General features: G+C 41.9%; 24 protein-coding genes. 8 read left to right on the forward strand and 16 right to left on the reverse strand.

Annotated elements, in window-relative coordinates; genetic code table 11:
* Window positions 1-22: 22 nt before the first annotated feature.
* Together FTT74_RS04125 and FTT74_RS04130 are read right to left on the reverse strand one after the other, a co-directional pair.
* Window positions 23-817, reverse strand: a complete 795-nt coding sequence (locus tag FTT74_RS04125) for a thermostable hemolysin (RefSeq protein WP_179988608.1) — start codon at window positions 815-817, stop codon at window positions 23-25.
* Between the two features lie 221 nt (window positions 818-1,038).
* Entirely contained in the window at window positions 1,039-1,536 is a 498-nt protein-coding gene (locus FTT74_RS04130) for a thioesterase family protein (protein ID WP_096902274.1), read from the reverse strand.
* A gap of 120 nt (window positions 1,537-1,656) precedes the next feature.
* Between FTT74_RS04130 and hemB the strand changes: the two genes are divergently transcribed.
* The gene (gene hemB / locus FTT74_RS04135) at window positions 1,657-2,670 is read left to right on the forward strand and encodes a porphobilinogen synthase (RefSeq protein ID WP_004975342.1); all 1,014 of its coding nucleotides are present in this window, start codon (window positions 1,657-1,659) and stop codon (window positions 2,668-2,670) included.
* 13 nt (window positions 2,671-2,683) lie between these two features.
* Window positions 2,684-3,802 (forward strand): glycine oxidase ThiO, encoded by a 1,119-nt coding sequence (gene thiO, locus FTT74_RS04140; protein ID WP_004975341.1) that lies wholly within the window; start codon window positions 2,684-2,686, stop codon window positions 3,800-3,802.
* A 32-nt stretch (window positions 3,803-3,834) separates the two neighbouring features.
* Here the strand turns inward: thiO and FTT74_RS04145 are convergent, their stop codons facing one another.
* A complete protein-coding gene (locus FTT74_RS04145; protein ID WP_179988609.1) occupies window positions 3,835-4,740 on the reverse strand; it encodes a TIGR01777 family oxidoreductase in 906 nt (301 codons plus the stop codon).
* A gap of 136 nt (window positions 4,741-4,876) precedes the next feature.
* Window positions 4,877-5,323: an ABZJ_00895 family protein gene (locus FTT74_RS04150; RefSeq protein WP_004975337.1), complete on the reverse strand. Its 447-nt coding sequence runs from the start codon at window positions 5,321-5,323 to the stop codon at window positions 4,877-4,879.
* 481 nt (window positions 5,324-5,804) lie between these two features.
* On the opposite strand from FTT74_RS04150, the gene FTT74_RS04155 reads away from it, so the two are divergent.
* The 3 genes from FTT74_RS04155 to FTT74_RS04165 all read left to right on the forward strand — a co-directional run bounded on the left by FTT74_RS04155 (window position 5,805) and on the right by FTT74_RS04165 (window position 11,091).
* Entirely contained in the window at window positions 5,805-7,055 is a 1,251-nt protein-coding gene (locus FTT74_RS04155; RefSeq protein WP_154320420.1) for an exonuclease SbcCD subunit D C-terminal domain-containing protein, read from the forward strand.
* Between the two features lie 9 nt (window positions 7,056-7,064).
* Entirely contained in the window at window positions 7,065-10,676 is a 3,612-nt protein-coding gene (locus FTT74_RS04160) for an AAA family ATPase (protein WP_179988610.1), read from the forward strand.
* Window positions 10,677-10,815: 139 nt separating this feature from the next.
* Complete coding sequence (locus FTT74_RS04165) at window positions 10,816-11,091, forward strand: hypothetical protein (RefSeq protein WP_004975329.1); 276 nt, start codon at window positions 10,816-10,818, stop codon at window positions 11,089-11,091.
* Window positions 11,092-11,451: 360 nt separating this feature from the next.
* On the opposite strand, the gene FTT74_RS04170 is transcribed toward FTT74_RS04165, so the two are convergent.
* Window positions 11,452-12,141 carry a YggS family pyridoxal phosphate-dependent enzyme gene (locus FTT74_RS04170; protein WP_131261727.1) on the reverse strand — a complete coding sequence of 230 codons (690 nt, stop codon included), beginning with the start codon at window positions 12,139-12,141 and terminating at the stop codon, window positions 11,452-11,454.
* A 124-nt stretch (window positions 12,142-12,265) separates the two neighbouring features.
* Here FTT74_RS04170 and FTT74_RS04175 point away from each other — a divergent pair, with 124 nt between their 5' ends.
* Both FTT74_RS04175 and FTT74_RS04180 read left to right on the forward strand, forming a co-directional pair.
* A complete protein-coding gene (locus tag FTT74_RS04175; RefSeq protein ID WP_004975327.1) occupies window positions 12,266-13,303 on the forward strand; it encodes a type IV pilus twitching motility protein PilT in 1,038 nt (345 codons plus the stop codon).
* Window positions 13,304-13,324: 21 nt separating this feature from the next.
* Window positions 13,325-14,443 (forward strand): PilT/PilU family type 4a pilus ATPase, encoded by a 1,119-nt coding sequence (locus FTT74_RS04180; RefSeq protein ID WP_104852406.1) that lies wholly within the window; start codon window positions 13,325-13,327, stop codon window positions 14,441-14,443.
* A 72-nt stretch (window positions 14,444-14,515) separates the two neighbouring features.
* Here the strand turns inward: FTT74_RS04180 and fur are convergent, their stop codons facing one another.
* Window positions 14,516-14,953: a ferric iron uptake transcriptional regulator gene (fur, locus tag FTT74_RS04185; protein ID WP_004975325.1), complete on the reverse strand. Its 438-nt coding sequence runs from the start codon at window positions 14,951-14,953 to the stop codon at window positions 14,516-14,518.
* A gap of 118 nt (window positions 14,954-15,071) precedes the next feature.
* On the opposite strand from fur, the gene FTT74_RS04190 reads away from it, so the two are divergent.
* On the forward strand, window positions 15,072-15,470 hold the full coding sequence (locus FTT74_RS04190) for an outer membrane protein assembly factor BamE (protein ID WP_004975323.1): 399 nt from the start codon (window positions 15,072-15,074) through the stop codon (window positions 15,468-15,470).
* 56 nt (window positions 15,471-15,526) lie between these two features.
* Here the strand turns inward: FTT74_RS04190 and FTT74_RS04195 are convergent, their stop codons facing one another.
* The 10 genes from FTT74_RS04195 to FTT74_RS04240 form a co-directional block, all read right to left on the reverse strand.
* The gene (locus FTT74_RS04195) at window positions 15,527-15,847 is read right to left on the reverse strand and encodes an RnfH family protein (RefSeq protein ID WP_004975319.1); all 321 of its coding nucleotides are present in this window, start codon (window positions 15,845-15,847) and stop codon (window positions 15,527-15,529) included.
* On the reverse strand, window positions 15,844-16,929 hold the full coding sequence (locus tag FTT74_RS04200) for a hypothetical protein (protein ID WP_004975316.1): 1,086 nt from the start codon (window positions 16,927-16,929) through the stop codon (window positions 15,844-15,846). The genes FTT74_RS04195 and FTT74_RS04200 overlap by 4 nt, the downstream gene beginning before the upstream one ends.
* A 145-nt stretch (window positions 16,930-17,074) precedes the next feature.
* Complete coding sequence (locus tag FTT74_RS04205) at window positions 17,075-17,530, reverse strand: bacteriohemerythrin (protein WP_154320417.1); 456 nt, start codon at window positions 17,528-17,530, stop codon at window positions 17,075-17,077.
* A 263-nt stretch (window positions 17,531-17,793) separates the two neighbouring features.
* Window positions 17,794-18,642 carry a class II glutamine amidotransferase gene (locus tag FTT74_RS04210; RefSeq protein WP_004975313.1) on the reverse strand — a complete coding sequence of 283 codons (849 nt, stop codon included), beginning with the start codon at window positions 18,640-18,642 and terminating at the stop codon, window positions 17,794-17,796.
* 149 nt (window positions 18,643-18,791) lie between these two features.
* Window positions 18,792-19,592 carry a GNAT family N-acetyltransferase gene (locus tag FTT74_RS04215; RefSeq protein ID WP_168710353.1) on the reverse strand — a complete coding sequence of 267 codons (801 nt, stop codon included), beginning with the start codon at window positions 19,590-19,592 and terminating at the stop codon, window positions 18,792-18,794.
* Between the two features lie 209 nt (window positions 19,593-19,801).
* Window positions 19,802-20,707 (reverse strand): acetylglutamate kinase, encoded by a 906-nt coding sequence (gene argB / locus FTT74_RS04220; protein WP_004975310.1) that lies wholly within the window; start codon window positions 20,705-20,707, stop codon window positions 19,802-19,804.
* A gap of 10 nt (window positions 20,708-20,717) precedes the next feature.
* Window positions 20,718-22,160: a phosphomannomutase/phosphoglucomutase gene (locus tag FTT74_RS04225; RefSeq protein WP_004975308.1), complete on the reverse strand. Its 1,443-nt coding sequence runs from the start codon at window positions 22,158-22,160 to the stop codon at window positions 20,718-20,720.
* 219 nt (window positions 22,161-22,379) lie between these two features.
* On the reverse strand, window positions 22,380-22,832 hold the full coding sequence (dut, locus tag FTT74_RS04230; protein WP_004975307.1) for a dUTP diphosphatase: 453 nt from the start codon (window positions 22,830-22,832) through the stop codon (window positions 22,380-22,382).
* A 97-nt stretch (window positions 22,833-22,929) separates the two neighbouring features.
* On the reverse strand, window positions 22,930-24,969 hold the full coding sequence (locus FTT74_RS04235; protein ID WP_154320416.1) for a UvrD-helicase domain-containing protein: 2,040 nt from the start codon (window positions 24,967-24,969) through the stop codon (window positions 22,930-22,932).
* A 169-nt stretch (window positions 24,970-25,138) separates the two neighbouring features.
* Window positions 25,139-25,792, reverse strand: coding sequence for an OmpA family protein (locus tag FTT74_RS04240; protein WP_004975301.1), 654 nt, complete (start codon window positions 25,790-25,792; stop codon window positions 25,139-25,141).
* Window positions 25,793-25,840: the final 48 nt, after the last annotated feature.

Here is a 25,840-nt window from a genome sequence, read left to right on the forward strand (position 1 = left end):
ATTTCCGCCTTTCTGCATGACCTTAGGCATAAAAACAATATTGCTGTTGCGTGACCGCCAACGCTGCTGCAACGTCAATCGCCAGTACATAAGGCTTCTGTTGGTAATAACTGCCCCATTGATGCTGTGCATCGCCCAAGGCTTCGGGGTTGGCTTTTTCTAGTACCTGAAAATGCAAACCCATTTGCTGTAACACATAGCGCACTGCTGCTGTTCCTGTGCAAACTGCCCACGACACATTGTTCTGCGATAAGTGAAAGACCAAAAAAGCCACCATCAATTTGGCTTTGCTCATGTCTTGCGCTGCCAAGTTGCCAATTTCAACAATCTGCGCGCGCGTTACAGGCACTTGGCTCAATTGGGTTAAAATGGTTTCAATGGGTGCACCTAAATACTGTTCCAAAAAGGCTTGGTTTGCGCCCAATGGTTGCATGCCAATCACCACTTGCATGTCGTGGTTTACATAGCCTGCAAACAAGGTATCTGAAAAAGTATTTATGGATGCCTGATGGACTTTTTGGTATTTATCTCGAATAAAATGCTCTAATGCCAAGCGTTGTTCGCTAGCATCTCGGGTCACAGTTGTCACATTTAAATGTTGTGCTGTTGTGTGTGCTTGAATCACCGAGGCATAGCTGTGTAATACATCTAAATGTGGCTGTTCTAGGTTCAACTGTTTTGGGTTCGTTTGTGGTTTATACGGCTGCGCTACAGATGCATACCCGTTGAATTGTTTTTTATTTTTTTGCTGATGAAAATTCGCATCCAGAAAATGCGTTTGACTGGATGATTGAGCATCAAAATTAAATTTGATCATGTGCATCACATTGGATAGAAAATAACTCAATGCTCAAGATAGAAATCTAAACTTAAAGAAAACTTAAGTCGCTACAAACTGTCACAATTCAAAAAACTCTTCATGCACACAAAAAAAGGAGCTGATCACTCAACTCCTTATATGTCTAAAACAATAAACTAATCAAAATAAACAGTCATCCAATTAGGCAAAACACAATTGTTCGCGCCCTACCTTAGATTTTAATAGGCATAAGACGCAATTGCCGTTGCAATTGGTTTATCTTCATCATTGACCATCGTCATGCGCATGGTGCAGCCTTTACGCCCTAAACGTAAAGTTTCCGCACGGGCAATAAAATACTTACCGCGTCCCGGTGCTAAGTAATCCACCCGCATATCTACCGTAGCCAAACGGGTGACTTTTTTTATGGTATCGGGCAAGTCGTCAGGTTCAGTTCTTTTATATAACTCACCCATCGCCACAATACCGCCCACACTGTCCAAAATGGTTGCAGCAACACCACCATGTAAAATTTGGAAAGCCACGTTGCCCACCATATACGGTTGCATCTCAATATAGGCTTCAATTTGACCATCGACCACACGCATGCTCATGCCATTGTGTTGAAAAAATGGCGATCCATTAAATGCATTGACCAATTGTCTTAGCACGACATCAATATCGACTTTCGCGCCTAAATGTATATTCCCAGTCCAATTTTTCTCTGCATTACTCATAACGTGCCCAAAAGTCCAAACAACTCAATTTACCAACAATAAAAACAGCCAATGTATGCCCAAATGAAATTTAAGGGGCTACAATAGTCGTCTAGTTTAATACTGATCAGTGAGATTTTTATGACCTATACGTTCAATCGTCCTGCATTTCCTGCCACTCGTATGCGTCGTATCCGTAAAAATGATCAATTACGCGCCATGGTTCGCGAAACTCACTTAACCACAGATCACTTGATTTATCCTGTATTTGTTTTACCGGGACAAAATCAAACCCAAGATATTCCAAGCATGCCCAATATTCAGCGTTTATCGGCAGACTTATTACTCAAAAAAGCCGAGCGTTTAATGCAGCTGGGTGTGTCTAAACTGGCATTGTTTCCAGTCACGCCACAAGAAGATAAAAGCCTGACCGCAGAAGCAGCATGGCGTGAAGATGGCTTGGTGCAAAACACGCTACGCCTGCTGAAAAAAGAATTACCAGAGATGGTACTTATTACCGATGGCGCACTCGACCCGTACACTACTCATGGTCAAGATGGCATTATTGATGACACAGGCTATGTACTGAATGATGAAACCGTTGAATGTCTAATTAAACAGGCTTTAAGCCATGCCGAAGCGGGTGCAGATGTGGTTGCGCCAAGTGACATGATGGATGGCCGTATTGGTGCGATTCGTCAGGCGTTGGAAAGCAACGGGCACATCTATACCTCTATCATGGCTTATTCAGCCAAATACGCCTCTAGCTTTTACGGCCCATTCCGTGATGCAGTCGGTTCTGCCAGCAACCTCAAAGGCGGCAACAAATACAATTATCAAATGGATATTGGCAACCGCGCCGAAGCCTTGCATGAAATTGCACTGGATATTCAAGAAGGTGCAGACATGGTGATTGTAAAACCAGGTATGCCTTATTTAGACATCGTACGTGAAGTGAAAGATAACTTTGGTGTGCCAACCTTTGTCTATCAAGTGAGTGGTGAATACGCCATGCTTGCTGCCGCGATTCAAAATGGCTGGTTGTCGGACAGTGTGATTATTGAATCGCTAATGAGTTGCCGCCGTGCAGGTGCAGATGGTATTTGGACATATTTTGCCGAAGAAGCAGCACTCAAACTTAAAGATATGGCATAAACAGGCGACTTTCATGCACATCGCAATCATTGGTGCAGGCATCAGCGGTTTGTTGTCTGCACTCGAACTGGTAGAGCAGGGCTGCTCTATCAGTATTTTTGATCAACAACAAGCAGCACAAGCGGCATCATGGGCAGGTGGTGGAATTCTTTCTCCCATGTATCCGTGGCGTTATCCTCAAGCGGTCAATGACTTAGCCCAATTTGCCAAACCGCAGTACCAAGCATGGAATGAAAAACTCAAACCTATTACAGGCATTGATTTTGAAATCCATGAAACAGGCATGTTGATTTTTGATGAAGATGATTTTGAGATTGGTATAAATTATGCCGAACGTCATCATGAACCGATGCAGCAAGCTGAATGTCTGAATCGGGAACAGCTCGAACAAATTAACCCGCATATCCACCCCAAATTTAAACAAGCCCTGTATTTCTCACAACTTGCCAATGTGCGCAATCCGCGTTTATTACAATCGCTCACGCAATATTTGAAACAACATCCGCGCGTGCGATTTTTTGAACACTGCCCAATTCAGCAATTTCAGATCACTGAAGATCGTATTCAAGCCATTCAATCTGCCGATGGTCGCTTGCATCGTGCAGATCATATCGTGCTTGCGACAGGTGCATGGTCACAGCACTGGGCGGCACAACTGGGTTTAGAGATTCCTGTACAGCCTGTACAAGGGCAAATTGTGTTATTTAAAACCCCTGCACAATGGTTGCCAAGCATGTGCATGAACAAGGTGATGTACTTGATTCCACGTCAAGATGGGCATGTGCTATGCGGTTCCAGTATGCGTCACGTTGGTTTTGACACCACACCAAACCCGCAAACCCAACAAGATATTTTAACGGCTTGTTTTGAAATGGTGCCTGAATTGGCACAGTTCCCCATTGTGAAACAATGGGCTGGTTTACGTCCAGGCTCGCCTACAGGTGTGCCGTATATCGGCAAAGTGCCAAGCCTAAATAATGTATGGATGAATTTCGGACACTTCCGTAATGGCTTATGTATGGGCACTGCTTCAGCGCAGTTATTAAGACAGCTCATGCTTGGGCAAGAAACGATTGTTGATCCTGCCGCTTATGATCCAAAGCAGTTACAGCCCACCTCAATCTGTGCATAACACTCAGCAGCATCCTCTGTTTAAGTAGAGGATCATGCACCCAGACAAGCCGCTAGCGCCTGTTCAAGTTTTGGATATTGAAAGCAATAGCCTGCTTGTTCTAACGCTTGTGGTTTAACATATTGCCCATTCAGCACCAATTGCGATTGCTCGCCCAATAACCAACGCAAGACAAAAGCAGGTAACACCAAAAATGGACGACGTTTTAAAAGCCGAGCTGCGGTTTCGGCAAAGTCTTGCTGACTGGTTTTTTCAGGTGCAACCACATTCAAAATTTTGGCGTCTACAGGTTGCGTCATTAACCAGTGAATGGCCTGTAAAATATCTTGTATATGCACCCATGCAACAGGCTGCCGTCCATGCCCAATCCGCCCGACGGCATTTAAACGAATTGGTAATAACATTTGCGGTAAAATGCCACCACCGCGCCCAAACACCACGCCCAAGCGCATAATTTTAGTATTTTGCTGGCTGAAGCTTAACGCAGCCTGTTCCCATTGCTGGCACAACTGCGACATAAAAATATCTTGTGCTGCACTGTGTTCGGTACATACTGCTGACCATTGTTCCTGCGGGTCAATTCCGTAATACCCCACTGCCGAGCCTGAAATAATACACTTGGGGAAAATACGGCGCTTTTCAAGATATTGATATAAGTGCAGTGTGGTCTGAACTCGACTATCAAGCAATTTTTGTTTGCGTGCTGCTGTCCATCTGCCCTGCCCAATACTTTCTCCCGCCAAATTAATCACATAATCAATTTGGTCGGTGTCGAGTTCATCTAACTGCTGAATCCAGCGTAATTGTGGATGTTTGGATACTCGATTGGGCTGTCGGGTTAGCCCCACCACCCGATAATCCTGTTGCAATAAAAACGGCAACAATTGTGAACCAATAAAACCACTTGCCCCTGTTACCAGTACCAAAGGTTTATGCATCTTCCAATCTCAGCATGATGAAAAATATAGTTTTAGCTATACGTGATTTAGACTGAATGTTCAAGTCTAAGCAAATCATCATCACATAACTGATCATGTATATTTGAAGAAAATCAGATATTAACAACTTCTTTTATCAGCCAAACATTTTAACTGCCATACGCTGTGCCTGTTTACCATAAAACCAATAGGTCAGCAGATACAATGGAATTGCGATCAACAAGAACATGATCACCACCACACTCATAAATTGTGGCTGTTGCAAATACTGTAAAAAATCTTGCCAAATGCTTGGGTTTTGGCGAGAAAATATCGCCAAACCTAATAATAAAAACGCCAAGTTATAGCCCCAAAAAATCAGGCTAAATCCTAAAGTAAATGTCTTGCGTTCCTTGTCATTCGGCGCACGGCGTTGTTGTTTTAAAAACTTATACAGCACTAAAATCATGGCAACCAAATAAGGCACCGCAGTTAAAATCCCGCCTACACCCGCAGGTAATAATGCAGCCAATACGCCACAAATACAGGTCATCACAAAGCAATACAAGAAAAACCAGATAAAATAACGGCTTAGCGATACCATAAAGATGACTCAGACAAAAGATTCAGCCTAGTATAAAAAAAATTGATTTTTTTTTCATGAAATTGTCAACCGAATACAAAAGCCTGACGTTATATAGGCTACAAGGTCACAACAACCGTTAATGTGTATGGCATCCACAATATTTTCGGTGACCTGACTAAAGCAATAAATCGCATACAGTCATGCTTTGAACATCAGCCAAAGCTTTACTGTATCGCAAGTTTTTCTTTGACCGACGATTTCATCATCACTCGAATCGTCGGTCTTTATTTTTTAAGGTCTTTTTTTAGCCTTTCTAACATCAGTATTTTAACTCTCTATATTTTTCTATACAGATCACGACAGATTTTACTTTCCCTTCTCTTTAAAATCTCTGCGACCTAAATTGTCGCTTTAAAAGCAGAAAACTGGTTTTTTGCCGCAGTGTTGCGCTCAGTTATGTTAAGTTATCCCATAATTCAACATCAAGATTGGAACACGCATGGCTGTTCATTTTTTACATACGTCTGATTGGCATTTGGGGCAATTTTTCCATCACCATGAACGTGAATATGAACATACTGAATTTTTAAATTGGCTCTTAACTCAAATTAAAAGCAAACAGCCGAATGCCCTGCTCATAGCAGGCGATATTTTTGATGTGGTCAATCCTGCTTCGAGCGCTCAGAAACAACTCTATCAATTCCTTACCGATGCGCATGTGCTTGCTCCACACATGCAAACCTTAATGATTGCAGGCAATCATGACTCTGGGTATCGCATTGAGCAAGTTGAACCCTTTTTAGACCGCTTCAACGCCAAAGCTGTGGGCGTGATTGGTAAAACAGCCGAGCAAAAATTAGATTTAGATAAACTCCTAGTGCCTATTTATGACGCTGCGCAAAATATTGTGGCATGGTGTCTGACCCTGCCCTATTTACGCAGTGCAGAAATTACAGGTTTAAATGAACATAGCAGTGACAATCAATCTGCGGTTGCTTACTTACATCAACAACTGATTGCAGAAGCCAAAGCCCGTAAACAACCCGATCAAGCCCTGATTTTAATGTCACATGCACACATGCAAGGTGGCGAAACTTCCGACTCAGAACGCCCAATTGTAGTGGGGAATGAAGAAGCCTTATCGACTGCGCTGTTTGATGAGGTGATTGACTATGTCGCACTCGGACACTTACACAAACCGCAACAGGTCGGACAGCCACACATTCGCTATAGCGGCTCACCCATCCCTTTATCATTTAGCGAGCTGAATTATAAACACCAAGTCCTTGAAGTCAGAATTGACCCGTTGCAGGCAGATGCACAGCGTTTCCAATATGAAAGCTTGCTTATTCCACGTACGGTAGAGCTGCTTCGGATTCGCTGTGAACTTTCTGAATTAATCACCGAACTGAATAAATTGCCAAAAGATGAAATTGCAGAAGTTTGCGCACGGCATTTTTTAGAAATTGAATATATCAGCGATGCGCCACCACCCATTGATTTACGCCAACAAATTGAACAAGCACTGCCTGCCAACCGCTATCGTTTACTGCGCATTGCACGACGCTTTCAAAACTGTGAAAACTCGAACGTGCAACAATCAAAAATTGATTTAGAGCCGCCTACGCCTGAAAAATTATTTTTAGATTTATGGGAAAAAATGGGCTATCAACCTGACCCAGAAGTGAGCCAAGATTTTTTACAGCTTTTGGCCGAAGCCCAACAAGAACTTGATCAGAATAAAGCTTAAGGATTTGCCATGAAAATTTTACGTTTAAGTTTAAATAATTTGGCATCTTTGGCAGGCACGCATGTCATCAATTTTGAAGATGAGCCACTGGCACAGGCAGGTTTAATTGCAATTACGGGCAAAACTGGTGCAGGCAAATCGACTTTGCTGGATGCCATGTGTTTGGCACTTTATGACGAAATTCCACGTTTGAGAGGTGCAACAGGCAGCCTGACCGATACCGCAGGCAAAGAAATTTCCTTAAAAGATTCTAAACATATTTTACGTCGTGGTACGACTTCTGGCTTTGCAGAACTTGAATTTATCGCGCTTGATCAAAAACGCTATTCGGCACGTTGGCAAATTCGCCGTGCGCACAATAAAGTGGATGGGAACTTAAAAGTTGAACGTGCCATCACCTGCTTAGATGAACAACGGGTTTTAAATCAAAAAATTTCTGAAGCTACGCCGATTGTAGAACAACTGATTGGTCTTAGTTTTGAGCAATTCACACGCGCAGTATTATTGGCACAATCGGAAGTTGGGGCATTTTTAAAAGCCAAAGACCATGAACGGGCAGATTTACTTGAATATTTAACCAATTCGCAAATTTTTACCGAAGTCAGTAAACGTGCAGCCGTTAAATTTAGTGAAATTAAACAAAAGCGAACAGATCTTGAAAATGTCATGGGGCATGTGGTGCTCCTCAGCGATGAAGCACTAAAAGACTTAGAAACCCAACAACATGACCTAAGTCAACAATTAGCTTTGCTGACCCAAACCGAAAAACTGTATGAAAATGATGTGAAATGGCACAAAGATTGCCATGAACTCTATGCCAGCACCCAAGCTAAAAAAGAAATATATGATGTTCAAGTCGATGCCGATCTTAAACTCGCCTCTCAAAAACAATTGCTCAAACATTTAGATGAATTTCAAACCATCCGCGAGCAATTTGTCTTGCGTCAGCAAGCAGATACCGAGCTAAAAAATCTGAATCAGCAGCTTTTGAAATTTGAACCAAACTTGCAACAAGCGGAATACGCACAACAGCAAGCGATTAGTCAGCAACAGCAAGCGGAAAAAGACCTTCAGGCATGGCAGCAGCATGTTGAACAATTGAAACCACAACTTGAAATTGCGGCACAGTTACAACATGAAATTTCTAGCAAACTTCAACAATATACCGCTTTGGATGCTGCACAAAAATTATTTGCAGAGCAGCAAATTCAGCCTGTGCAAAATAATTTGAAGCAACTGACGACTCAACTTGCAACCGAGCAACAACAACAGCAACATTTACAACAGCAATTCAAACAGACTGCGGCATGGGCAAATTTTGATGATAATTTAGCCCTTACGTTGCAACGTCTGCAAGATTATTTGCAGCTTGAACAGCAACTACGTCAGCAAAACCCTACGCTGTTCCAATCTGCATTAGATACTTTAATTGAGCAACAACAACATACACAGCAACAACTGTTGGTTTGGGAAAAACAATATCAACATCCTGAACAACTTGAGCAGCAACTCACGGCAGAGCAACAGCAATTACAACATGCTTTAAAGAGTGTGCATGTTTTAGAGCGCTTGCAACAGGCACTTGAACAATGGCAACAACAGACCACCCTATTTGAGCAGTTACAACAGCGTCAGCAAGAAACTTTAAGTCTGCAACAGCAGACACAGACTCAAATTCAAACCCAACAGCAGCAAGTGCAAATTACTGAACAAGCCTTGCAACAATTACAGCAGATCTTTGAACAGCAGCGTTTATTGCAGCATCAAAGTGTGCAGGATTTACGTGCCCAATTAAAACCGAATGAAGCCTGTATGGTCTGCGGCAGCCATGAACATCCGTTTATTCAGCATGAAAATTTACTCAGTGACGCTTTAAACCAATTGCAGGATCAGCAATTGCAGCAGGCCAAAACTGAATTTGAGCATGCGCAAAAACAGCTACAACAATTGGAGCGTGCTCGCAGTCAATACGATGCAACTTATCATCAACAACAACAACGCAGTCTTGAACTGCAACAGCAACTTGAACAACAACAGACATTGGTGCAACAGCTTGCAACATCCTTATCTTTAGATTTGGATGCAGCGCTGCCTGTTGCAAAGCAAATTGAACACGTACAGCAACATTGGGCAACAACACATCAATCCACTCAACACTTGCAGCAGAGTATTCAACAAGCAAACGATACCCTGAAACAATGGCGCAATGCTGCACAGCAGGCAGAACAACTCAAATATGCTATTCAACAACGCCAAGACCTCGCTCAGCGTTTACAGCCTATTTTGTCGCTTTTAGATGCAGAACAAAGACACGCTTGGCTCAATCAACCGATTGAATACTATCAAAATGCCTTACAACAGTTAGAGCAACGTCATCACTTGCAGCAGCAGCAAGTTCAACTGAGCAAAACGATTGAACAACTGACTCAACAACAGCAGCAAGTGCAAGAAAAGTTGCTATTTTTACAACAGCAACATGCAGAGAAAACCCTACAACTGCAGCAGATTAAAACTGCAGGAAGTGAGCTGCGTGATCAAATTAAGCAGCTTACAAGAACTCATGCGGGATGTGAATATCAGACCTATCAAGAATGGCAGCAGGCTTTAGATCAGCAACAACAGCAACTCAATCTTGCACTTAGCACACAACGAACTGTACTTAATCAAGCAGAACAGGTGTTAAAAGACTTACAACTGCAAAAACATGGTTTGGATAGTAGAATTCAACAGCGCATGCAGCAACACACTGAATGTCAGCAACACATTGCAACGTGGCAAGCGACACACACGCATTTTCAAGCCAGCATCATTGATAAATGTTTACAGATTTCTTATGCCGAACATCAGCAAATACGCAACATGCTGCAGCAACAACAAAACAGTTTGGAGAGTGCTAAAACGGCTTGGCAAACATTGGAAGAGCAATATCAAAAACACTTAAAGCAACAGCCACAACTGAGTTTTGACGAGGTCACCACGCAACTGGCAGCGCTGCAAACAGACAAAGCCAAACAACAGCAAAACTATAATGAGATTGAGGCACAGCTACGCCTGAATAGCACCAATCAAGAGATTTTTGCTACCTATCAAACTCAAATTGAAAATATCAAAGCTGAAGAATATCGTTGGGGACGTATTTACGATTTAATTGGGCATAAAGAAGGGACAAAATTTAAGAAAATTGCCCAAGAACATCACTTGGATATTTTGGTGGAATACGCCAATCAGCAATTGCTACCACTGAGTTCGCGTTATCAATTGCATCGTATTCCAGACAGTTTGGGGTTAGCGATTATTGATTTAGACATGAACAGTGAAATTCGCCCTGTTCTGTCTTTATCGGGTGGCGAAACCTTTTTGGTTTCTTTAGCTTTGGCACTGGCAATTGCCAATATGGCATCTGGCTCAATGAAACTGGAATCGCTATTTATTGATGAAGGCTTTGGCACTCTCGACCCGACTTCCTTGCACATGGTGATGAATGCCTTAGACCATCTGCAAAGTCAGGGACGTAAAGTGGTGCTGATTTCGCATATTCAGGAAATGCACGAACGAATTCCTGTGCAAATTCAAGTCAAACCAGTGGGTGCAGGGGCAAGTGAAGTCAATGTGGTGGGTTAAAGCCAATACTGCCTAAAATCTGAAGATTATTTGTCGATTGAAGAATTATTGAGATGACTGTGAGATTTCAGATTTTAGGCTTCCATGAAGTTGTATTGAATTTATTTTAAAATCACCCACACTTTAAGTACTTAATTTTATGGATATAAAAACGATTATTCTCTTTGCTGTATTGCCCAGTTTAAGTATTATTTTTCTCACATGGTTAATACGTTTCCCTAAACCTTGGGTTTTTAAAGCGGTTTTAATTTTTGAAATCATTCTCACCGTCTGCACTTTAGTCATTGAGTTGGATGCAAGAAAAACACCTGGAAATAGCGGTTGGACCATCATTTTCACAGGCTTCTTTCAGTTCTGTTTTTTGCTATTTTTACTGATTGCCCGTATTCGAATCTGGATAGAAAATAAATCTTGAATGTCTACTTCACCTATTTACTGGACGGGAGTGGCGCTTTCTAAAAATAGTGAAGGTTATTAAAAATAATCTACACAAGCCAAAACTTTGACAGCTTTACAGCATACATAACTAAAAAAGCCTCGACATCCTGTCGAGGCTTTCTAGATTCAGTTTTTGGTATAACTCCTGTCGTACCAAGCACTTCCGTGTTGTTCTATTTCTTATTCTTCTTATTTAGGAAACTCCCTGTTTCCCGATAAGTTCATATTAAGAAAATCCAACCTTCAGCACTAGCCGCAAAATTCCGCATTTCATGTCAGCCAAAACGTACAAGATAATGTTTGCAAAATCTTGGCAGATTCTTTGTTCATCTAGCAATTAAGCCTTGGAATAGTCACGTGCGCCAAACAATGCTGTACCAATCCGTACCATAGTTGAACCTGCTGCAATTGCGGCATTTAAATCGCCCGACATCCCCATACTCAAAGTATCCCAATCTTCAGGTTGTGCATGTTGTGCTTTCACTGCATCAAACAATTGTTTGGCATCTTGAAAAGCTTGAGGATGATCAGGTGCAGGAATCACCATCAAACCGCGTAGTTTTAAATGCGGTAATTGGCTGATCTGTCGGACTAATTCTGCAACTTCGCTCGGCTGACAACCATCCTTCGTGTCTTGCGCATCAATATTTACTTGTAAACAAATATTCAGGGGCACTTGTTGAGCATCGCGCTGATTCGATAAACGCTCGGCAATAATCAAACGATCTACCCCATGCACCCATGCAAATTTTTCTGCCAAATGTTTGGTTTTATTGCGCTGCACATGCCCAATAAAGTGCCATTCAATTTCTAAATCACTCAGGGCCTGCATTTTATCCAAAGCTTCTTGCAAATAATTTTCGCCAAAAGCGCGCTGCCCTGTCGCATACATTTCACGCAAGGCTTCACTCGGATGAGTCTTAGACACTGCCAACAATTGCACCGTATTTGGCTCGCGCTGTGCCAACTGGCATGCCTGTTGAATTTGTTGCAAAACCTGAGTGCGCATAAGCTGCAGATTATTCATTGATGCATTTCTCATTTCATTCATCTTTTTTTACCTTGTCCAGCAACTAACAGTTGGTTAAGCTGATGGAAAGCCGTATTATTCTATCAAAATAATTAAGATTTAATTGATCTCGGGGACTTTCATGGATATTACAGAATTATTGGCGTTCTCCGCTAAAAACGGCGCTTCGGATTTACACTTATCTGCGGGCATGCCACCACTGATTCGTGTGGATGGTGAAATTCGTCGAATTAACTTACCAGCATTAGAACATAAAGAAGTACACAAATTAGTGTACGACATTATGAATGATAAACAACGTCGTGATTATGAAGAAAATCTAGAAACGGACTTTTCTTTTGAAGTCCCAGGCGTGGCTCGTTTCCGTGTGAACGCATTTAACCAAAACCGTGGTGCAGGTGCAGTATTCCGTACCATTCCTTCTAAAGTTTTGACCCTTGAAGATTTAGGCATGGGACAAATCTTTAAAGATATTTGTGAATATCCACGTGGTTTGGTATTGGTGACAGGCCCAACGGGTTCAGGTAAATCAACCACACTTGCCGCGATGATTGACTTTATTAATGACAATCGCTACGACCATATTCTGACCGTCGAAGACCCAATCGAATTTGTACACCAATCTAAAAAATGTTTGGTTAACCAACGAGAAGTACACCGTGATACGCATGGCTTTAACGAAGCATTACGTTCGGCACTGCGTGAAGACCCTGACATTATTCTAGTGGGTGAGATGCGTGACTTAGAAACCATTCGTTTGGCACTGACTGCTGCTGAAACGGGTCACTTGGTATTTGGTACGCTACACACCACCTCTGCAGCAAAAACCATTGACCGTGTGATTGACGTATTCCCTGCCGAAGAAAAAGACATGGTACGTGCCATGTTGTCTGAATCTTTACAAGCCGTCATTTCACAATCCCTGCTCAAGAAAAATGGTGGTGGTCGTGTAGCTGCGCATGAAATCATGATTGGTATTCCTGCAGTGCGTAACCTGATTCGTGAAAACAAAGTAGCTCAAATGTACTCGGCAATTCAGACTGGTGCCAACTACGGTATGACCACCCTTGACCAGAGTTTGAAAAACTTGGTATCGCGCGGTGTGATTAGCCCACAAACGGCTCGTACGGTTGCAAAACAGCCTGAATCATTCTTATAAGTTTAAAATTCGAGATACGCGATGGACTTTAATGATTTACTGAATTTAATGATTCAGCAAAAAGCGTCTGACTTGTTTATTACAGCCGATGTTGAACCTTCCATGAAAATTCATGGACAAATTGTGCCTGTAGCCAAAAGTAAACTTACAGGTGAAATTGTCGGTCAGCTGCTTAACTCAATTATGAGTGAAAAACAGCGCAAGGAATTTGCCGAAACCCGTGAATGTAACTTTGCGATTACCAACCGTGAAAAAACAGCACGTTTCCGTGTCAGCGCATTCCAACAACGTGATGAGCCGGGCATGGTACTCCGTCGGATTGAAACCAAAATCCCGACCATGGATGACTTGAAACTGCCACCTATTCTCAAAGATTTGGCGATGACCAAACGTGGCATCATCATTTTTGTAGGTGCGACAGGTACAGGTAAATCGACCTCTTTAGCGTCTATTATTGGTTACCGCAACCAAAATTCCAAAGGTCATATCATTACCATTGAAGACCCGATTGAATTTGTGCATGAACATGCAGGCTGTATTATTACCCAGCGTGAAGTCGGGATTGATACCGACTCCTTTGAAATCGCATTAAAAAATACCTTGCGTCAAGCGCCTGATGTAATTCTGATTGGTGAGATTCGTTCCCGCGAAACCATGGATTATGCAATTGCCTTTGCCGAAACAGGTCACTTGGTATTTGCCACCCTACACGCCAACAACGCTAACCAAGCAATTGACCGTATTATTCACTTCTTTGAAGCAGACCGTCATAACCAGTTGTTCATGGATTTATCGCTAAACCTGAAAGCGATTGTGGCACAGCAGTTAATTCCAACCATTGATGGCAACTCACGTCGTGCTGCGATTGAAATTTTAATTAACTCACCACTGATTGCAGATTTAATCCGTAAAGGTGATGTGCACGAAATTAAAGACCTGATGAAGCGTTCACGTGAGTTGGGTATGCAAACCTTTGACCAAGCTTTATACGACCTCTATAAAGCCAAGCAAATTAGCTACAAAGATGCACTTAAACACGCCGACTCGCCAAACGATTTGCGTCTACAAATCAAACTTGCAGAAGAAGGTGGCGAGCGCTTGTTACATGCAACTTCGAATATTACCTTCGATGGGCAATAACTTCGCAACAATGCTTAAACACAAACAAAATAGGCTTCCATACGGAAGCCTATTTTTTATGCTTACAGCAAATTATTTCTTGCGTAAGGCTTCACGACATTCTGGCGCATCACAATAACCATATAAATTCAGCGAGTGCCCTGTGAGCTCAAAACCAAATTTCTCTGCCACATCATGCTGTTCTTTTTCAATGGTATCGTTAATAAATTCAACCACTTTGCTACAGTTCAAGCAAACCAAGTGGTCGTGGTGATCTTCCTGCATAATTTCAAACACAGAATGATTGTTCTCAAAATTATGACGCTCAATAATGCCTGCAGCTTCAAACTGTGTTAACACACGATACACAGTTGCTAAACCCACATCTTCACCCTGATCGAGTAAAGTTTTGTAGATATCTTCTGCACTTAAATGATGTTGTTTTGAATTTTCTAATAATTCTAAGATTTTAATTCGTGGAAGGGTAACTTTAAGTCCAGCTTTGCGTAATTCTTGATTTGAAATAGGCATGAAAAAAGGTCTCTCAACAAAATTAAAGTTGGAATATGCAACAAAGTTAAGATGCAGTATGATCTAACACTGGATCAAGATCAAATGCATCATAATTAATTTGGGATAGTGTAGCAAAATGCAAAAAATCATGTTGACGTTATTGGTCACTTCACTGCTCGCAGGCTGTTCGACCTTGGGCGTTTATAAAGTCGATATTCCACAGGGTACACCTTTAACCCAAGCTCAAGCGTCTAAAGTCCAAGTCGGTATGAGTCATCAACAAGTCCGCTTTTTGCTGGGCAGTCCTACCATCGCCGACCCGATGAATCCATTACGTTGGGACTACATTTACAACTATATCCCAGGAACTTATGCTAAAAAAGCCAAGATCCCTGCCGCGCATGGTCAGCATTTGAAAATCTTTTTCAATCAAAATGGTATTGTAGAAAAAGTTGAAGGATTGGAAACGATTCCAGAATCTCAACCAGGCCTACCAGGATCGAAAGAAGCGATTCTCAACGCGCCACCACTATAGCCGCTTTAGAATAAAAAGAAACCCCTCACTGAAATTCATCTGAGGGGTTTTTTAAATCATTGCAATTGTCTCAAGCGATTGCTTTTGGCATAACGCCCTACTGGGTTCTTTGCGGCACGTTTACGACGAATATCTTTCGGGTTAATGGTCAAAGCACGATAAATCTCAACCCTATCACCTGCTTGTAATACATGCTGCGGCTCAACCCGTACACCAAAAATACCCAGCATCAACGGTTCAGGTAAAGTCGTTGCTGTCACAAGTCCACTCTGCTGAATTGCATCCAGTACAGTCATGCCCTGCTGAAATGCGACAGCCACATGCCATTGTTGTTCGGGTGTGGCATACGCCACCCAAACCTGCGCCATTTGACTCATGCGATCCACTGTCCAATTAACGCCACCATCGCCACTACGATAGATACAGGTAACACCACACGTACCGCAATACGCCAAATGTTATAAAAGGCTTCACTGCTAAAGTTCATGGCTTTACGCAAATGGCTGATTTTCATAATCCAGCCTGCAAAAATAGCGTAAATCAAACAAATAACTAAGCCCCAAAGCAATAAGGCAAAATTAAATACAGGACTAATGGCAGGAATTGCCCAAGCCAAAGTTGCTGCAATCAATACAACCCACTGAATCGCAACCACCATTTGACGTTGTGCCAATTGTTCACGTGCCAATTGTAATAAAACCGCTGCTGCTGCAACAGTTGCCACCACCAAAGCCAATGCTGGAATTTGTGCTTGCACGGCAAAGAATGCAAAAGCAACGACTGCCAATAGCTGAGCAATCCAAATTGGCAATACCGTTGAAGTTGCTGCAGATTGTTGCTGTACTTGCGGCAAACTAGTTTGCCAGTACAAGCCCATGCCTAAACCACTGGCCACCAAAGCCAAAACGGTTGCACTGCCCCATTCGCTAAACTCAATTGAGGTGACTTGCCATGCAGGGAGTTCTGAACCCATCACCATCGATAAAACCAAAGCCGCCACAACAGCAACAGCGGTACATAGCAATAAAATTTGACGCGGCACTAATGACAATGCCAGTGCGAAAATAGCCACAATCACAAACAAGACATGACTAGCCAAGTCTGCAGCGGCATATTGATTTAAAATTTGCGCAGCATTAGACAACAAACCGCCTGCTAAAAATGGAATGAACACCACTGCAAGCCAGCCCACCAAACGCCATTTTTGAGAAGCATCGGCATCACGGGTTAAACTTAAAAGTGCTTGTAATGCTGTCGTTTTTGAGCGTTTGGCTAAGGCAATTTCCAAATAAGTAATCGGTAATGCCAAAATCAGCATGGTTGCTAACCACAACAACCAAAAGTCGAGCTGACGCTCAACCTGAATACCTGTCATTGGTGCGAGTGTGGCAATAATAATGAATGATAAACCAAATGCCATCAGCGGCGATAACCATCGTGACATAGCATTGTCCTGCATGACGCTGTCCTAATAAAAATCTACGGCTATTTTGCCTTTGTCATCAAGGAAAAGCAAAACCTCAAAAAAGAAAAAGCAAACTATCGTTAGATAGCTTGCTGCGCAAATTTATAATTTTTATTCTTTCATTTTTATGGCTTCAGACTTATGAGAAGAAACGAGCGAACCAGCCTTTACCTTTCTTCTTCTCATTTTCCTTAATAATACCCATCATATTCTCTTTCACTGCACCGACATAATCGGCGTCATCGTGTTGAATATGATTAATTAACCATTTTGATAAAACTTCATGCAATTCGCCTTCAATGGATTGTCCCATTTCAAAACGATCACGATAAAACTCAATTTTTTTAATGAATAAATCATGTACACGTTTATGTGGTACGCGGTATTTATAACCCGCTTCTTCTTGTAATGATTCTTCAAACGTAAAATGCGACTGGGTGTAATCAATAATATTATCTAAAATCTGCTTTACACGTGCTCGATCTGTACCATCGCTAATTTCAACAATTTCATTAATATAATCGAGGATACGTTTATGCTGATCGTCAATCACATCGATACCAGTGTTGTATTCTGGAACCCATTTCATCTTCATACGACCACCTTACAGAAATAAATGATTAATCACATTGCGGAATGGTAGCCGTATTTCCCATAAATAAAAATGAAGCGAATTGGTAGGGATTGGTTTAAATCGCACAAAAACAACACAAGACATTGATTTAAATAAATTTTAACAAAAATACCCGACTAAAAGAATCAATTATTAATTAACCAATTTATACATTTTCATTCTTGATTTAATTGAATTATACAATAATAAAATGAATATTTTTCAACCACACATACCCGTATAAATTAGTATTGATCCGCTTTGGTGATCCGTCTTAATTCAGGATTTAAACGCTCACGTTCCAAACGCGCAATATGTGTCATTTGGGTTTTAATTGGGCGTCCATGTTGAAATAAAATCATTTCACCTGGCTGAAATGCTGTCCATGTTTCATTTTGAGTCAAGGGTTCAGTGGTAATCACTGCCACACAATCCTCTGCTGTGGTGACTTGGCTAAAATCAACCTCAACATCTAAATCAATTAATTGTGCAGGCTGAAATGGATAAGCACGCACCAACCAATGTAATTTGGTCACCGCATAACTAAATAATGCCTGACCATTGGACAAACAAAAATTAAAAGTGCCATGTTCTGCAATTTTAGGAGAAATTTCGGCTAACAAGTCAAAAATTTGCGTCAGGCTCGGTTCATCATAACCAAAATGATTTACCAATTGATCTAACAAATAACAAAATGCACGTTCACTGTCGGTATTGCCCACAGGGGTAAAACGACCTGATAAACGTGGATGAAAGTCATGTAAATCACCATTATGGGCAAAAATCCACTGGCGTCCCCACAACTCACGACTAAACGGATGTGAATTTTCTAAATTAATTTTGCCTTGTGTCGCTTTACGAATATGGGCAATCACATTACGCGATTTGATGGGATAGTTACGGATCAATTCTGCAATGGGTGACTCCACTGCAGACTGGTTATCGACAAATAAACGGCAAGCTTTATCTTCAAAAAAAGCAATGCCAAAGCCATCAGAATGATCTGAGGTGATTCCTGCGCGCTGCGAAAATCCCCGAAATGAAAAGGTAATATCGGTAGGTGTCGCACAATTCATTCCAAGCAACTGACACATAAGGCCTTATCTTTATACAAATAATGAAATTATCTGATTATTGTGCATCAGCCATGTGGATAATTCAAATCTGAAAAATATAAATAGATTTCTACAGTACCACTTCATAGATATGCAGTGCTGTAGAAATCTCTGCTTAATTATTCTAGTTAAGATGCTTTCACTTTCTTTTGGCGAATAAAATGTTTCGCCATTTGTTTCACATCTAACAAAACAAAATAATCTAGACAGTTAAACTCACGGTCATAAAATGCTTGCTCAGACAGCTTAGCATTCATTTTCAGATAAACATCAAACAGTTTAGGTATTCGTTCATCTTGGCTAAAGCTATGACTTGGACAACTTGGCTCAAACGGCTGCTGTGACTGAATATCGCAGCGTTGATTTTCTGCCAATTGTTGAATCGCTTGATGGGTATGATACGCGCGTGCTTCATTACCTTCCAAACGAATACTGACACAGCCAATCATGTGTTTGGCACGCATTTCCCATAACACTTTAGGCACTAAATTCAGCCATAAAATAGAGAGTGTTTTGCCTGAACGATAACGTGGATGCACACAAGTACGCCCCATTTCGACAATATTCGAGAGATGCCCTAACTCATCTATAATTTTAAACTCGTGCGCACTATAACTGTTGGCTAGCTCATGCCCTTGCCAAAGTTTTAAACGAGTATAAGCAACAATTTCACCCGTAGATTTATCTCTGAGTACGGCGTGTTCACAGCCAAAATCGTACAAGTCCTGATCTAAAGCCGATTCAAATTCAATGCCAAATTGCTTGGAAAATTGCTGTGCACGAAAGCGCTGTACTTCTTGTAGTTGCTTTAAATTTTCAACCCATTCAAACGCATATTGCGTAGCTTTGCTGTTTTTTTTCTGTGCTTTACCCACTTTAACCATAGGAAAGCTAAACTGCTGACGATACTGATTTAATTTTTGTAGCATCATAGATACCTCATGTTTTCTCCTACACTAGGACAGCAGCATGACACTATGATGACCGCGATTTTAGCGACTACAATTTTAAGATTGCAGGATAGGTGCAAAGCAATTTCAAGGATGCTGAATCAACAAAATTTCAGTTTCTTGCCGTAAATTTGACATAAAAAAGAGCTTCAATTGTGAAGCTCTTTTAGGGATCATCTTATAGAGTTTTATTTACGCGTTTGGACACGGTTGGTAATTAATGTTCCCACACCATGATCAGTAAAGATTTCCAATAAAGTAGCATGTGGCACACGACCATCTACAATATGTGCACTGATTACACCGCCTTTAACTGCATCCAATGCACAACCCACTTTTGGAATCATGCCACCGTAAATCACGCCTGTATCAATTAAACGATCTACTTCCTGCGTAGTCAAACCAGTTAACAGGTTTTTATTTTCGTCTAATACACCCGTAATATTGGTCAGCAAAATTAACTTTTCCGCACCCAATGCTTCGGCAACTTTACCTGCGACTAAATCGGCATTAATGTTATAGGTATTGCCTGCATCATCGACACCTAAAGGTGCAATCACTGGAATAAAGTCGCTGCTGGTAAACATTTCCAACACGTCGGTTTTGACACCCACCACTTCACCCACCAAACCAAGGTCAATTTGTTGTACTTCGCCTGTTTCAGTAGTTTTTTGCATCAATAATTTTTGTGCGCGAATCAAGTTACCATCTTTACCCGTCAAACCAATGGCACGACCGCCATGTTGGTTAATCAGATTGACGATAGATTTGTTGACGCTACCACCCAAGACCATTTCTACGACTTCCATAGTCGTAGGATCGGTGACACGCATGCCATCAATACGGTCAGACTCACGTCCCAATTGCTTGAGCATAGAATCCACTTGTGGACCACCGCCATGCACCACAATCGGGTTTAAGCCTACAGTCTTTAACAACACGATATCACGAGCAAAAGAACTTTCCAGCTCAGGATCGGTCATGGCATTGCCGCCATATTTCACAACAAGGGTCTTGCCCGCAAAACGTTGAATATACGGCAAAGCTTCAGTCAAAATTTGCGCTTTGTCGATACCAGTCTGTTGATGTGGCATTCGCCTCTCCTTATTGAGCATCTAAAATGTCTTGGGCGATTTCAGGGTATCGCTCACTTAACATGGAAACAAATGTATCGCGAATATCATTCAGTCGTGATGGATTATCGGCATCAAAACGCACCGTAAAATATTCGCCTGTATTGGATGCTCGAATAATGCCAAATCCATCTTCAAAATCAAGTCTTACACCATCTATTTTACTTAATTCTGCACCACTGCGATGGCTAGAACTTTCAACATCATTTAAAACCGCACTCGGTTCAATATTCCGTGTGCTGATATACGTGTCTTCAGTGCAGCAACGCTCAGGGTATTTCTGCATCAATGCCGAAAGGCTGCTGTAATTACTGTGGCTTAAATATTCCAACACGCGCAGCGCTGCGTAAATACCATCGTCATAGCCAAAACCACGTCCATCATTGAATACATAATGTCCTGCGTATTCGCCACCGAACACAGCCTTGCCTTGCGACTGCGCCAAATAACGCCGCAAGAAGGTACTGCCCGTGCGAATCATCACCGCTTCGCCACCCAAATCACGCACGGTATTGCGCACCATAGTGGAGCATTTTACATCAAACACCACTTGATGCTGAGGATGAGTTTTTAAACACATTTCTGCAAATAAAGACAGCAAACGATCTGCTGAAAGCACATTGGCATGTTCATCCAAGAGGACGACACGATCACCATCGCCATCTAAAGCAATGCCAATGTCCGCCTGATGTTCACGCACCGCAGCTTTTAAATGTTGTAAGTGTTTTTCTTGTGATGGATCGGGTGCATGTTCTGGAAAATGACCATTGGCTTCGCAGCGTAAAGCAATCACCTCACAGCCCATTTTTTGCAAAACCAAAGCAGCGCAATGACCTGCCGAACCATACATCCCATCTAAAACCACTTTAAAAGTGCCCGCCAGTTGAATATCGTTCAACATTGCCTGCTGATATTGCTGACACGCATCTTCAATAAATTCATGTGAAATATTGGTGGCGTGTTGTGAGGCGATGGATGGTGCTGCATCGGTATTTAAATAATATGGCGCTGCATCGTGTGCCACGTGTTGAATCATTTCAGGGGTTGGCGGTTCGCCCTGCACAATCCATTTAATGCCGTTGTCTGATTTTGGATTATGACTGGCCGTAAGCATAATGCCATTGCCTGCCGTGTGTCGTGCCATAAAATACAACATCGGGCTAGAACAACAACCCACCATCGTCACTTGAAATTGATGGGCAAGAAAGACTTGGCGCATAATTTCAGCATAAGCGGGGCTATTTAAACGCGCATCATAACCAATACTAATTTGAGTTTGCTTTTCTTGTTGATATTGTTGCACCAATCCTTGTGCAATGGCGTGTACCAATTTCGCGGTCAGCACAGTTTCTTTGCCACGAATGTCGTAAGCGCGAAAAATATGCTGAGGAAAAAGTGTTTGTGGATTGTTCATAGGCTTACAACTACAAAGATGAGCCAACATAAAGTGAATAAATCTTGGCTCGAGATATTTTGAAAATTCTAATTAGATTTTTTAATAGATGTGCAATGGTCTCATCAGAGCTAGTGATTTACTTGTCATTATTAGTACATCTTTCGTTACTTTTCAAGAATTGTTGGTAAAGTTTCAGATAAAACTTTACCAAACGATATAGGCTGAAACCTAAGTAACTTAGTTTTTGCCCGTATGCCCAAAACCACCTGCACCACGTTCGGTGGCAACAAATTCATCTACTTGTTCAAACTTGGCCTGTACCACAGGAACCAAAACGTATTGCGCTAAACGCTCACCAGGTTCTAAGCTAAATGCTGTTTGGCTACGGTTCCACACCGAAACCATCAATTCACCCTGATAATCTGAATCAATCAAACCCACCAAGTTCCCCAACACGATGCCATGTTTGTGACCCAAGCCTGAACGCGGCAAAATCATGCCTGCAAAACCTGTATCTTGAATATAAATCGCTAAACCTGTTTTGACCAAGACTGTTTGACCCGGCTCAATCACGGTGCTGCTGTCTACACAAGCACGTAAGTCCAAACCTGCCGAACCTGCGGTTGCATAAGTTGGCATTGGCCATTCTGTGCCTAAACGTGAATCTAAGACTTTAACTTGAACTTTCATGAAGTTTATCCTGTTTTTAAATTTTCAATTTTCTTTCGATTTTCGATGTGCCATTTGATGCTGTACTTGCATCAATGCCCTAAGTATTTTCAAAAAATTAGCGCTTGATTAAGGCACGTAAATTTTCCAAATAATGCTGTGCCTGTAATTTCGGATCGACATCACCGGCTAACTTTTTCTTACGTCCGAGCCATTCCAATTCATCTTGTGGTAATTCATCCAAAAAACGACTTGGGGTCATTTGTTTCATTTGCCCGCCCGCTTTGCGTTGTTCTGCCAAAGTAATGGTCAAGCCCTGACGTGCACGAGTAATCCCTACGTACATTAAACGGCGTTCTTCTTCGACGGTATCTGCCACAATTGAGTTTTTATGCGGCAAAAGCTCTTCTTCCAAGCCAATCAAATACACATACGGAAATTCCAAACCTTTGGACGCATGCAGGGTGAGTAAATTGACTTTATCAGTGTCTTCTTCTTCCTGTTGCTGTTCGAGCATATCGAGCAGCACCATTTTACGAATCACGCTTTCAATATTCTTTTCATCGACATCTTCAGCACGGTTAATCAAACTTTGGATGCTGCTATATAGAACTTCGATATTATCTAGCTTGGTTTTTTCCTGCGCAGGGGTAGCTGCTTGCTCTTTAATGTAGTCGATATAACCTGCTTCGAGCATCATTTGACGGATGATTGGTACAGGTTCATCATCTTCCAATAAGTTACGCGTAAAATTGCTAATAAAATCTGAAAACTCTGCCAACTGCGTCGTGGCTTTTTTCGGAATTGCCATGGTTAGGCGCTGATCACCTGCAGCAGCCAATAATGACAAATGGTTTTCCTGTGCAAACAGCCCTAGTTTTTCCAAAGTCACAGGACCAATCGCGCGTTTAGGCGTGTTAATAATGCGTAAGAATGCGCTGTCATCTTCAGGGTTAATAATCAGACGCAAATAACTCATGATGTCTTTGATTTCAGCACGTGCGAAGAATGACTGCCCCCCCGAAAGCTTGTAAGGAATTTGCATTTGACGTAATTGGGTTTCCAGAATACGTGCCTGAAAGTTCCCTCGGTACAAAATTGCATAATCTTTCCAGCTTTTACCATTCATCAGTTTATGCGTGAGTAAGTCTTTAACCACGCGTTCTGATTCATCATCATCATTGCGGCATGTAATTACCCGAATCACTTCACCATGACCTTTATCTGACCACAGTTTTTTGTCAAAAATATGTGGATTATTGCCAATGACGGTGTTGGCCGCTTTTAAAATGCGACTGGTCGAGCGATAGTTTTGCTCAAGTTTAATCACTTTTAAATTCGGGAAATCATCTTTCAGCAAGGCCATATTTTCAGGCTTCGCACCGCGCCAAGCGTAAATCGATTGGTCGTCGTCACCTACCGCAGTGAACTGCCCCATTACGCCCACAAGTAATTTCACCAAGATATATTGTGCGGTGTTGGTGTCCTGATACTCATCGACCAATAAATAACGAACACGGTTTTGCCACTTGTCACGCACTTCGGCATTTTCTTGCAAAAGTCGTGTCGGCATTACAATTAAATCATCAAAATCTACCGCGTTATAGGCACGTAAATTACGTTCATAAAGTTGATATAAATGTGCAAACTGGATGTCTTCTGGCGTTTCGCAGGTGGTATGCGCCTGCTCTGGTGCAATCAGATCATTTTTCCAGTCTGAAATCATCTTCATGGCTTTGGCAATCAATTCTTTGCTTTCTGCACCCGACAAATTATCGCGGTGCATTAAATCCATCAGAATACGTTTGCAGTCATCGGCATCTAAAATAGAGAAGTTGGCTTTTAACGGCGTGTGTTTTAATTCAAGACGTAATAAATTCAGACCAAAGGTGTGGAAAGTCGAAACCGATAATCCTTTAGCTTCTTCACGTGACAACAATTTGGTCACACGCTCTTTCATTTCTCGTGCTGCTTTGTTGGTAAAAGTCATCGCTGTAATACGATGCGCAGGAATCCCGCAATGCTTAACCAAATAGGCAATTTTTCGGGTAATCACCGAAGTTTTGCCTGAACCTGCACCTGCAAGCACTAACAAGGGTCCTTGAGTGTATTTCATCGCTTCAAGTTGCTTGTCGTTTAACTGACTTGCCAGTGTCATAGTATTTCCTCTATTTCGGTTCGAGCTCGATTATAGTCATCTCCGCCAAAGATGACTAATCTAAAATGCTACTTTAGACGTCATTGTTTATTTGCTGAGTAGACCCTAGAAATTGCTTGCATAAAAAAACCGCCCGAAGGCGGTTCTTTACAATCTATACAATGCCAGATTATTGGATTGCATAAATGCTGATTTCTACACGACGGTTTTGCTCACGACCTTCTGCAGTAGCATTCGATGCGATTGGGTTTGCAGCACCGTGACCTTGTGCATTAATACGTGAAGTTGATACACCACGGCTAGCCAAGTAGTTTGCAACCGATTGTGCACGTGCTTGTGACAATGGAATGTTGATTGCGTCGTTACCAGTGCTGTCAGTAAAACCTGTTACCAAAATACCGCTCTTGTTATCTTGGGTTAGCGTTTGCGCTACTTTGTCCAAGGTAGAATAGAAGTTTGGTTTGATGTTTGATTTGTTAGTATCAAACGTGATGTTACCCGGCATGATCAAGCCAACAGAACCATCGGCATTACGGTTTACTTCTACGCCTGTACCAGCCATTTGTTGACGAAGTTGTTTTTCTTTATTGTCAAGATAAACACCCGCAGCAGCACCCACTACAGCACCAATTGCTGCAGCACGGTTGTTTTGTGCACTTGTATTTGCGTTACTTTTAGAGACCCCATAACCTGCAGCAGCACCAATTACTGTGCCTAACGCAGTTTTGTCATATTCCATACCACCAAGGTTGTTACCAGTCGTTTGACAACCAGTTAAAACCATTGCCCCTACGACTGCTGCCGAAATTGCTAATGCACGCATGGCATGCCTCCTTACTTGTGTTTTGTTGTATATGCTGAATATTGAATG

The sequence above is a fragment of the Acinetobacter sp. YH01007 genome, assembly GCF_013420425.1.
GTDB classification, from domain to species: Bacteria; Pseudomonadota; Gammaproteobacteria; order Pseudomonadales; family Moraxellaceae; genus Acinetobacter; species Acinetobacter towneri.

Excerpts from the sequence above, each read along its gene's own strand:
- FTT74_RS04205 (WP_154320417.1), bottom strand. The coding sequence starts at position 17,530 with ATGAAGATGAAATGGGTTCCAGAATACAACACTGGTATCGATGTGATT.
- FTT74_RS04145 (WP_179988609.1), bottom strand. The coding sequence starts at position 4,740 with ATGCATAAACCTTTGGTACTGGTAACAGGGGCAAGTGGTTTTATTGGT.
- FTT74_RS04240 (WP_004975301.1), bottom strand. The coding sequence starts at position 25,792 with ATGCGTGCATTAGCAATTTCGGCAGCAGTCGTAGGGGCAATGGTTTTA.
- FTT74_RS04235 (WP_154320416.1), bottom strand. The coding sequence starts at position 24,969 with ATGACACTGGCAAGTCAGTTAAACGACAAGCAACTTGAAGCGATGAAA.
- FTT74_RS04170 (WP_131261727.1), bottom strand. The coding sequence starts at position 12,141 with ATGAATAATCTGCAGCTTATGCGCACTCAGGTTTTGCAACAAATTCAA.
- FTT74_RS04150 (WP_004975337.1), bottom strand. The coding sequence starts at position 5,323 with ATGGTATCGCTAAGCCGTTATTTTATCTGGTTTTTCTTGTATTGCTTT.
- FTT74_RS04160 (WP_179988610.1), top strand. The coding sequence starts at position 7,065 with ATGAAAATTTTACGTTTAAGTTTAAATAATTTGGCATCTTTGGCAGGC.
- FTT74_RS04215 (WP_168710353.1), bottom strand. The coding sequence starts at position 19,592 with ATGCTACAAAAATTAAATCAGTATCGTCAGCAGTTTAGCTTTCCTATG.
- fur (WP_004975325.1), bottom strand. The coding sequence starts at position 14,953 with ATGCCTATTTCAAATCAAGAATTACGCAAAGCTGGACTTAAAGTTACC.
- FTT74_RS04180 (WP_104852406.1), top strand. The coding sequence starts at position 13,325 with ATGGACTTTAATGATTTACTGAATTTAATGATTCAGCAAAAAGCGTCT.
- FTT74_RS04195 (WP_004975319.1), bottom strand. The coding sequence starts at position 15,847 with ATGAGTCAAATGGCGCAGGTTTGGGTGGCGTATGCCACACCCGAACAA.
- FTT74_RS04125 (WP_179988608.1), bottom strand. The coding sequence starts at position 817 with ATGATCAAATTTAATTTTGATGCTCAATCATCCAGTCAAACGCATTTT.
- thiO (WP_004975341.1), top strand. The coding sequence starts at position 2,684 with ATGCACATCGCAATCATTGGTGCAGGCATCAGCGGTTTGTTGTCTGCA.
- FTT74_RS04225 (WP_004975308.1), bottom strand. The coding sequence starts at position 22,160 with ATGAACAATCCACAAACACTTTTTCCTCAGCATATTTTTCGCGCTTAC.
- FTT74_RS04130 (WP_096902274.1), bottom strand. The coding sequence starts at position 1,536 with ATGAGTAATGCAGAGAAAAATTGGACTGGGAATATACATTTAGGCGCG.
- FTT74_RS04175 (WP_004975327.1), top strand. The coding sequence starts at position 12,266 with ATGGATATTACAGAATTATTGGCGTTCTCCGCTAAAAACGGCGCTTCG.
- FTT74_RS04165 (WP_004975329.1), top strand. The coding sequence starts at position 10,816 with ATGGATATAAAAACGATTATTCTCTTTGCTGTATTGCCCAGTTTAAGT.
- FTT74_RS04155 (WP_154320420.1), top strand. The coding sequence starts at position 5,805 with ATGGCTGTTCATTTTTTACATACGTCTGATTGGCATTTGGGGCAATTT.
- dut (WP_004975307.1), bottom strand. The coding sequence starts at position 22,832 with ATGAAAGTTCAAGTTAAAGTCTTAGATTCACGTTTAGGCACAGAATGG.
- FTT74_RS04190 (WP_004975323.1), top strand. The coding sequence starts at position 15,072 with ATGCAAAAAATCATGTTGACGTTATTGGTCACTTCACTGCTCGCAGGC.
- FTT74_RS04210 (WP_004975313.1), bottom strand. The coding sequence starts at position 18,642 with ATGTGTCAGTTGCTTGGAATGAATTGTGCGACACCTACCGATATTACC.
- argB (WP_004975310.1), bottom strand. The coding sequence starts at position 20,707 with ATGCCACATCAACAGACTGGTATCGACAAAGCGCAAATTTTGACTGAA.
- FTT74_RS04200 (WP_004975316.1), bottom strand. The coding sequence starts at position 16,929 with ATGCAGGACAATGCTATGTCACGATGGTTATCGCCGCTGATGGCATTT.
- hemB (WP_004975342.1), top strand. The coding sequence starts at position 1,657 with ATGACCTATACGTTCAATCGTCCTGCATTTCCTGCCACTCGTATGCGT.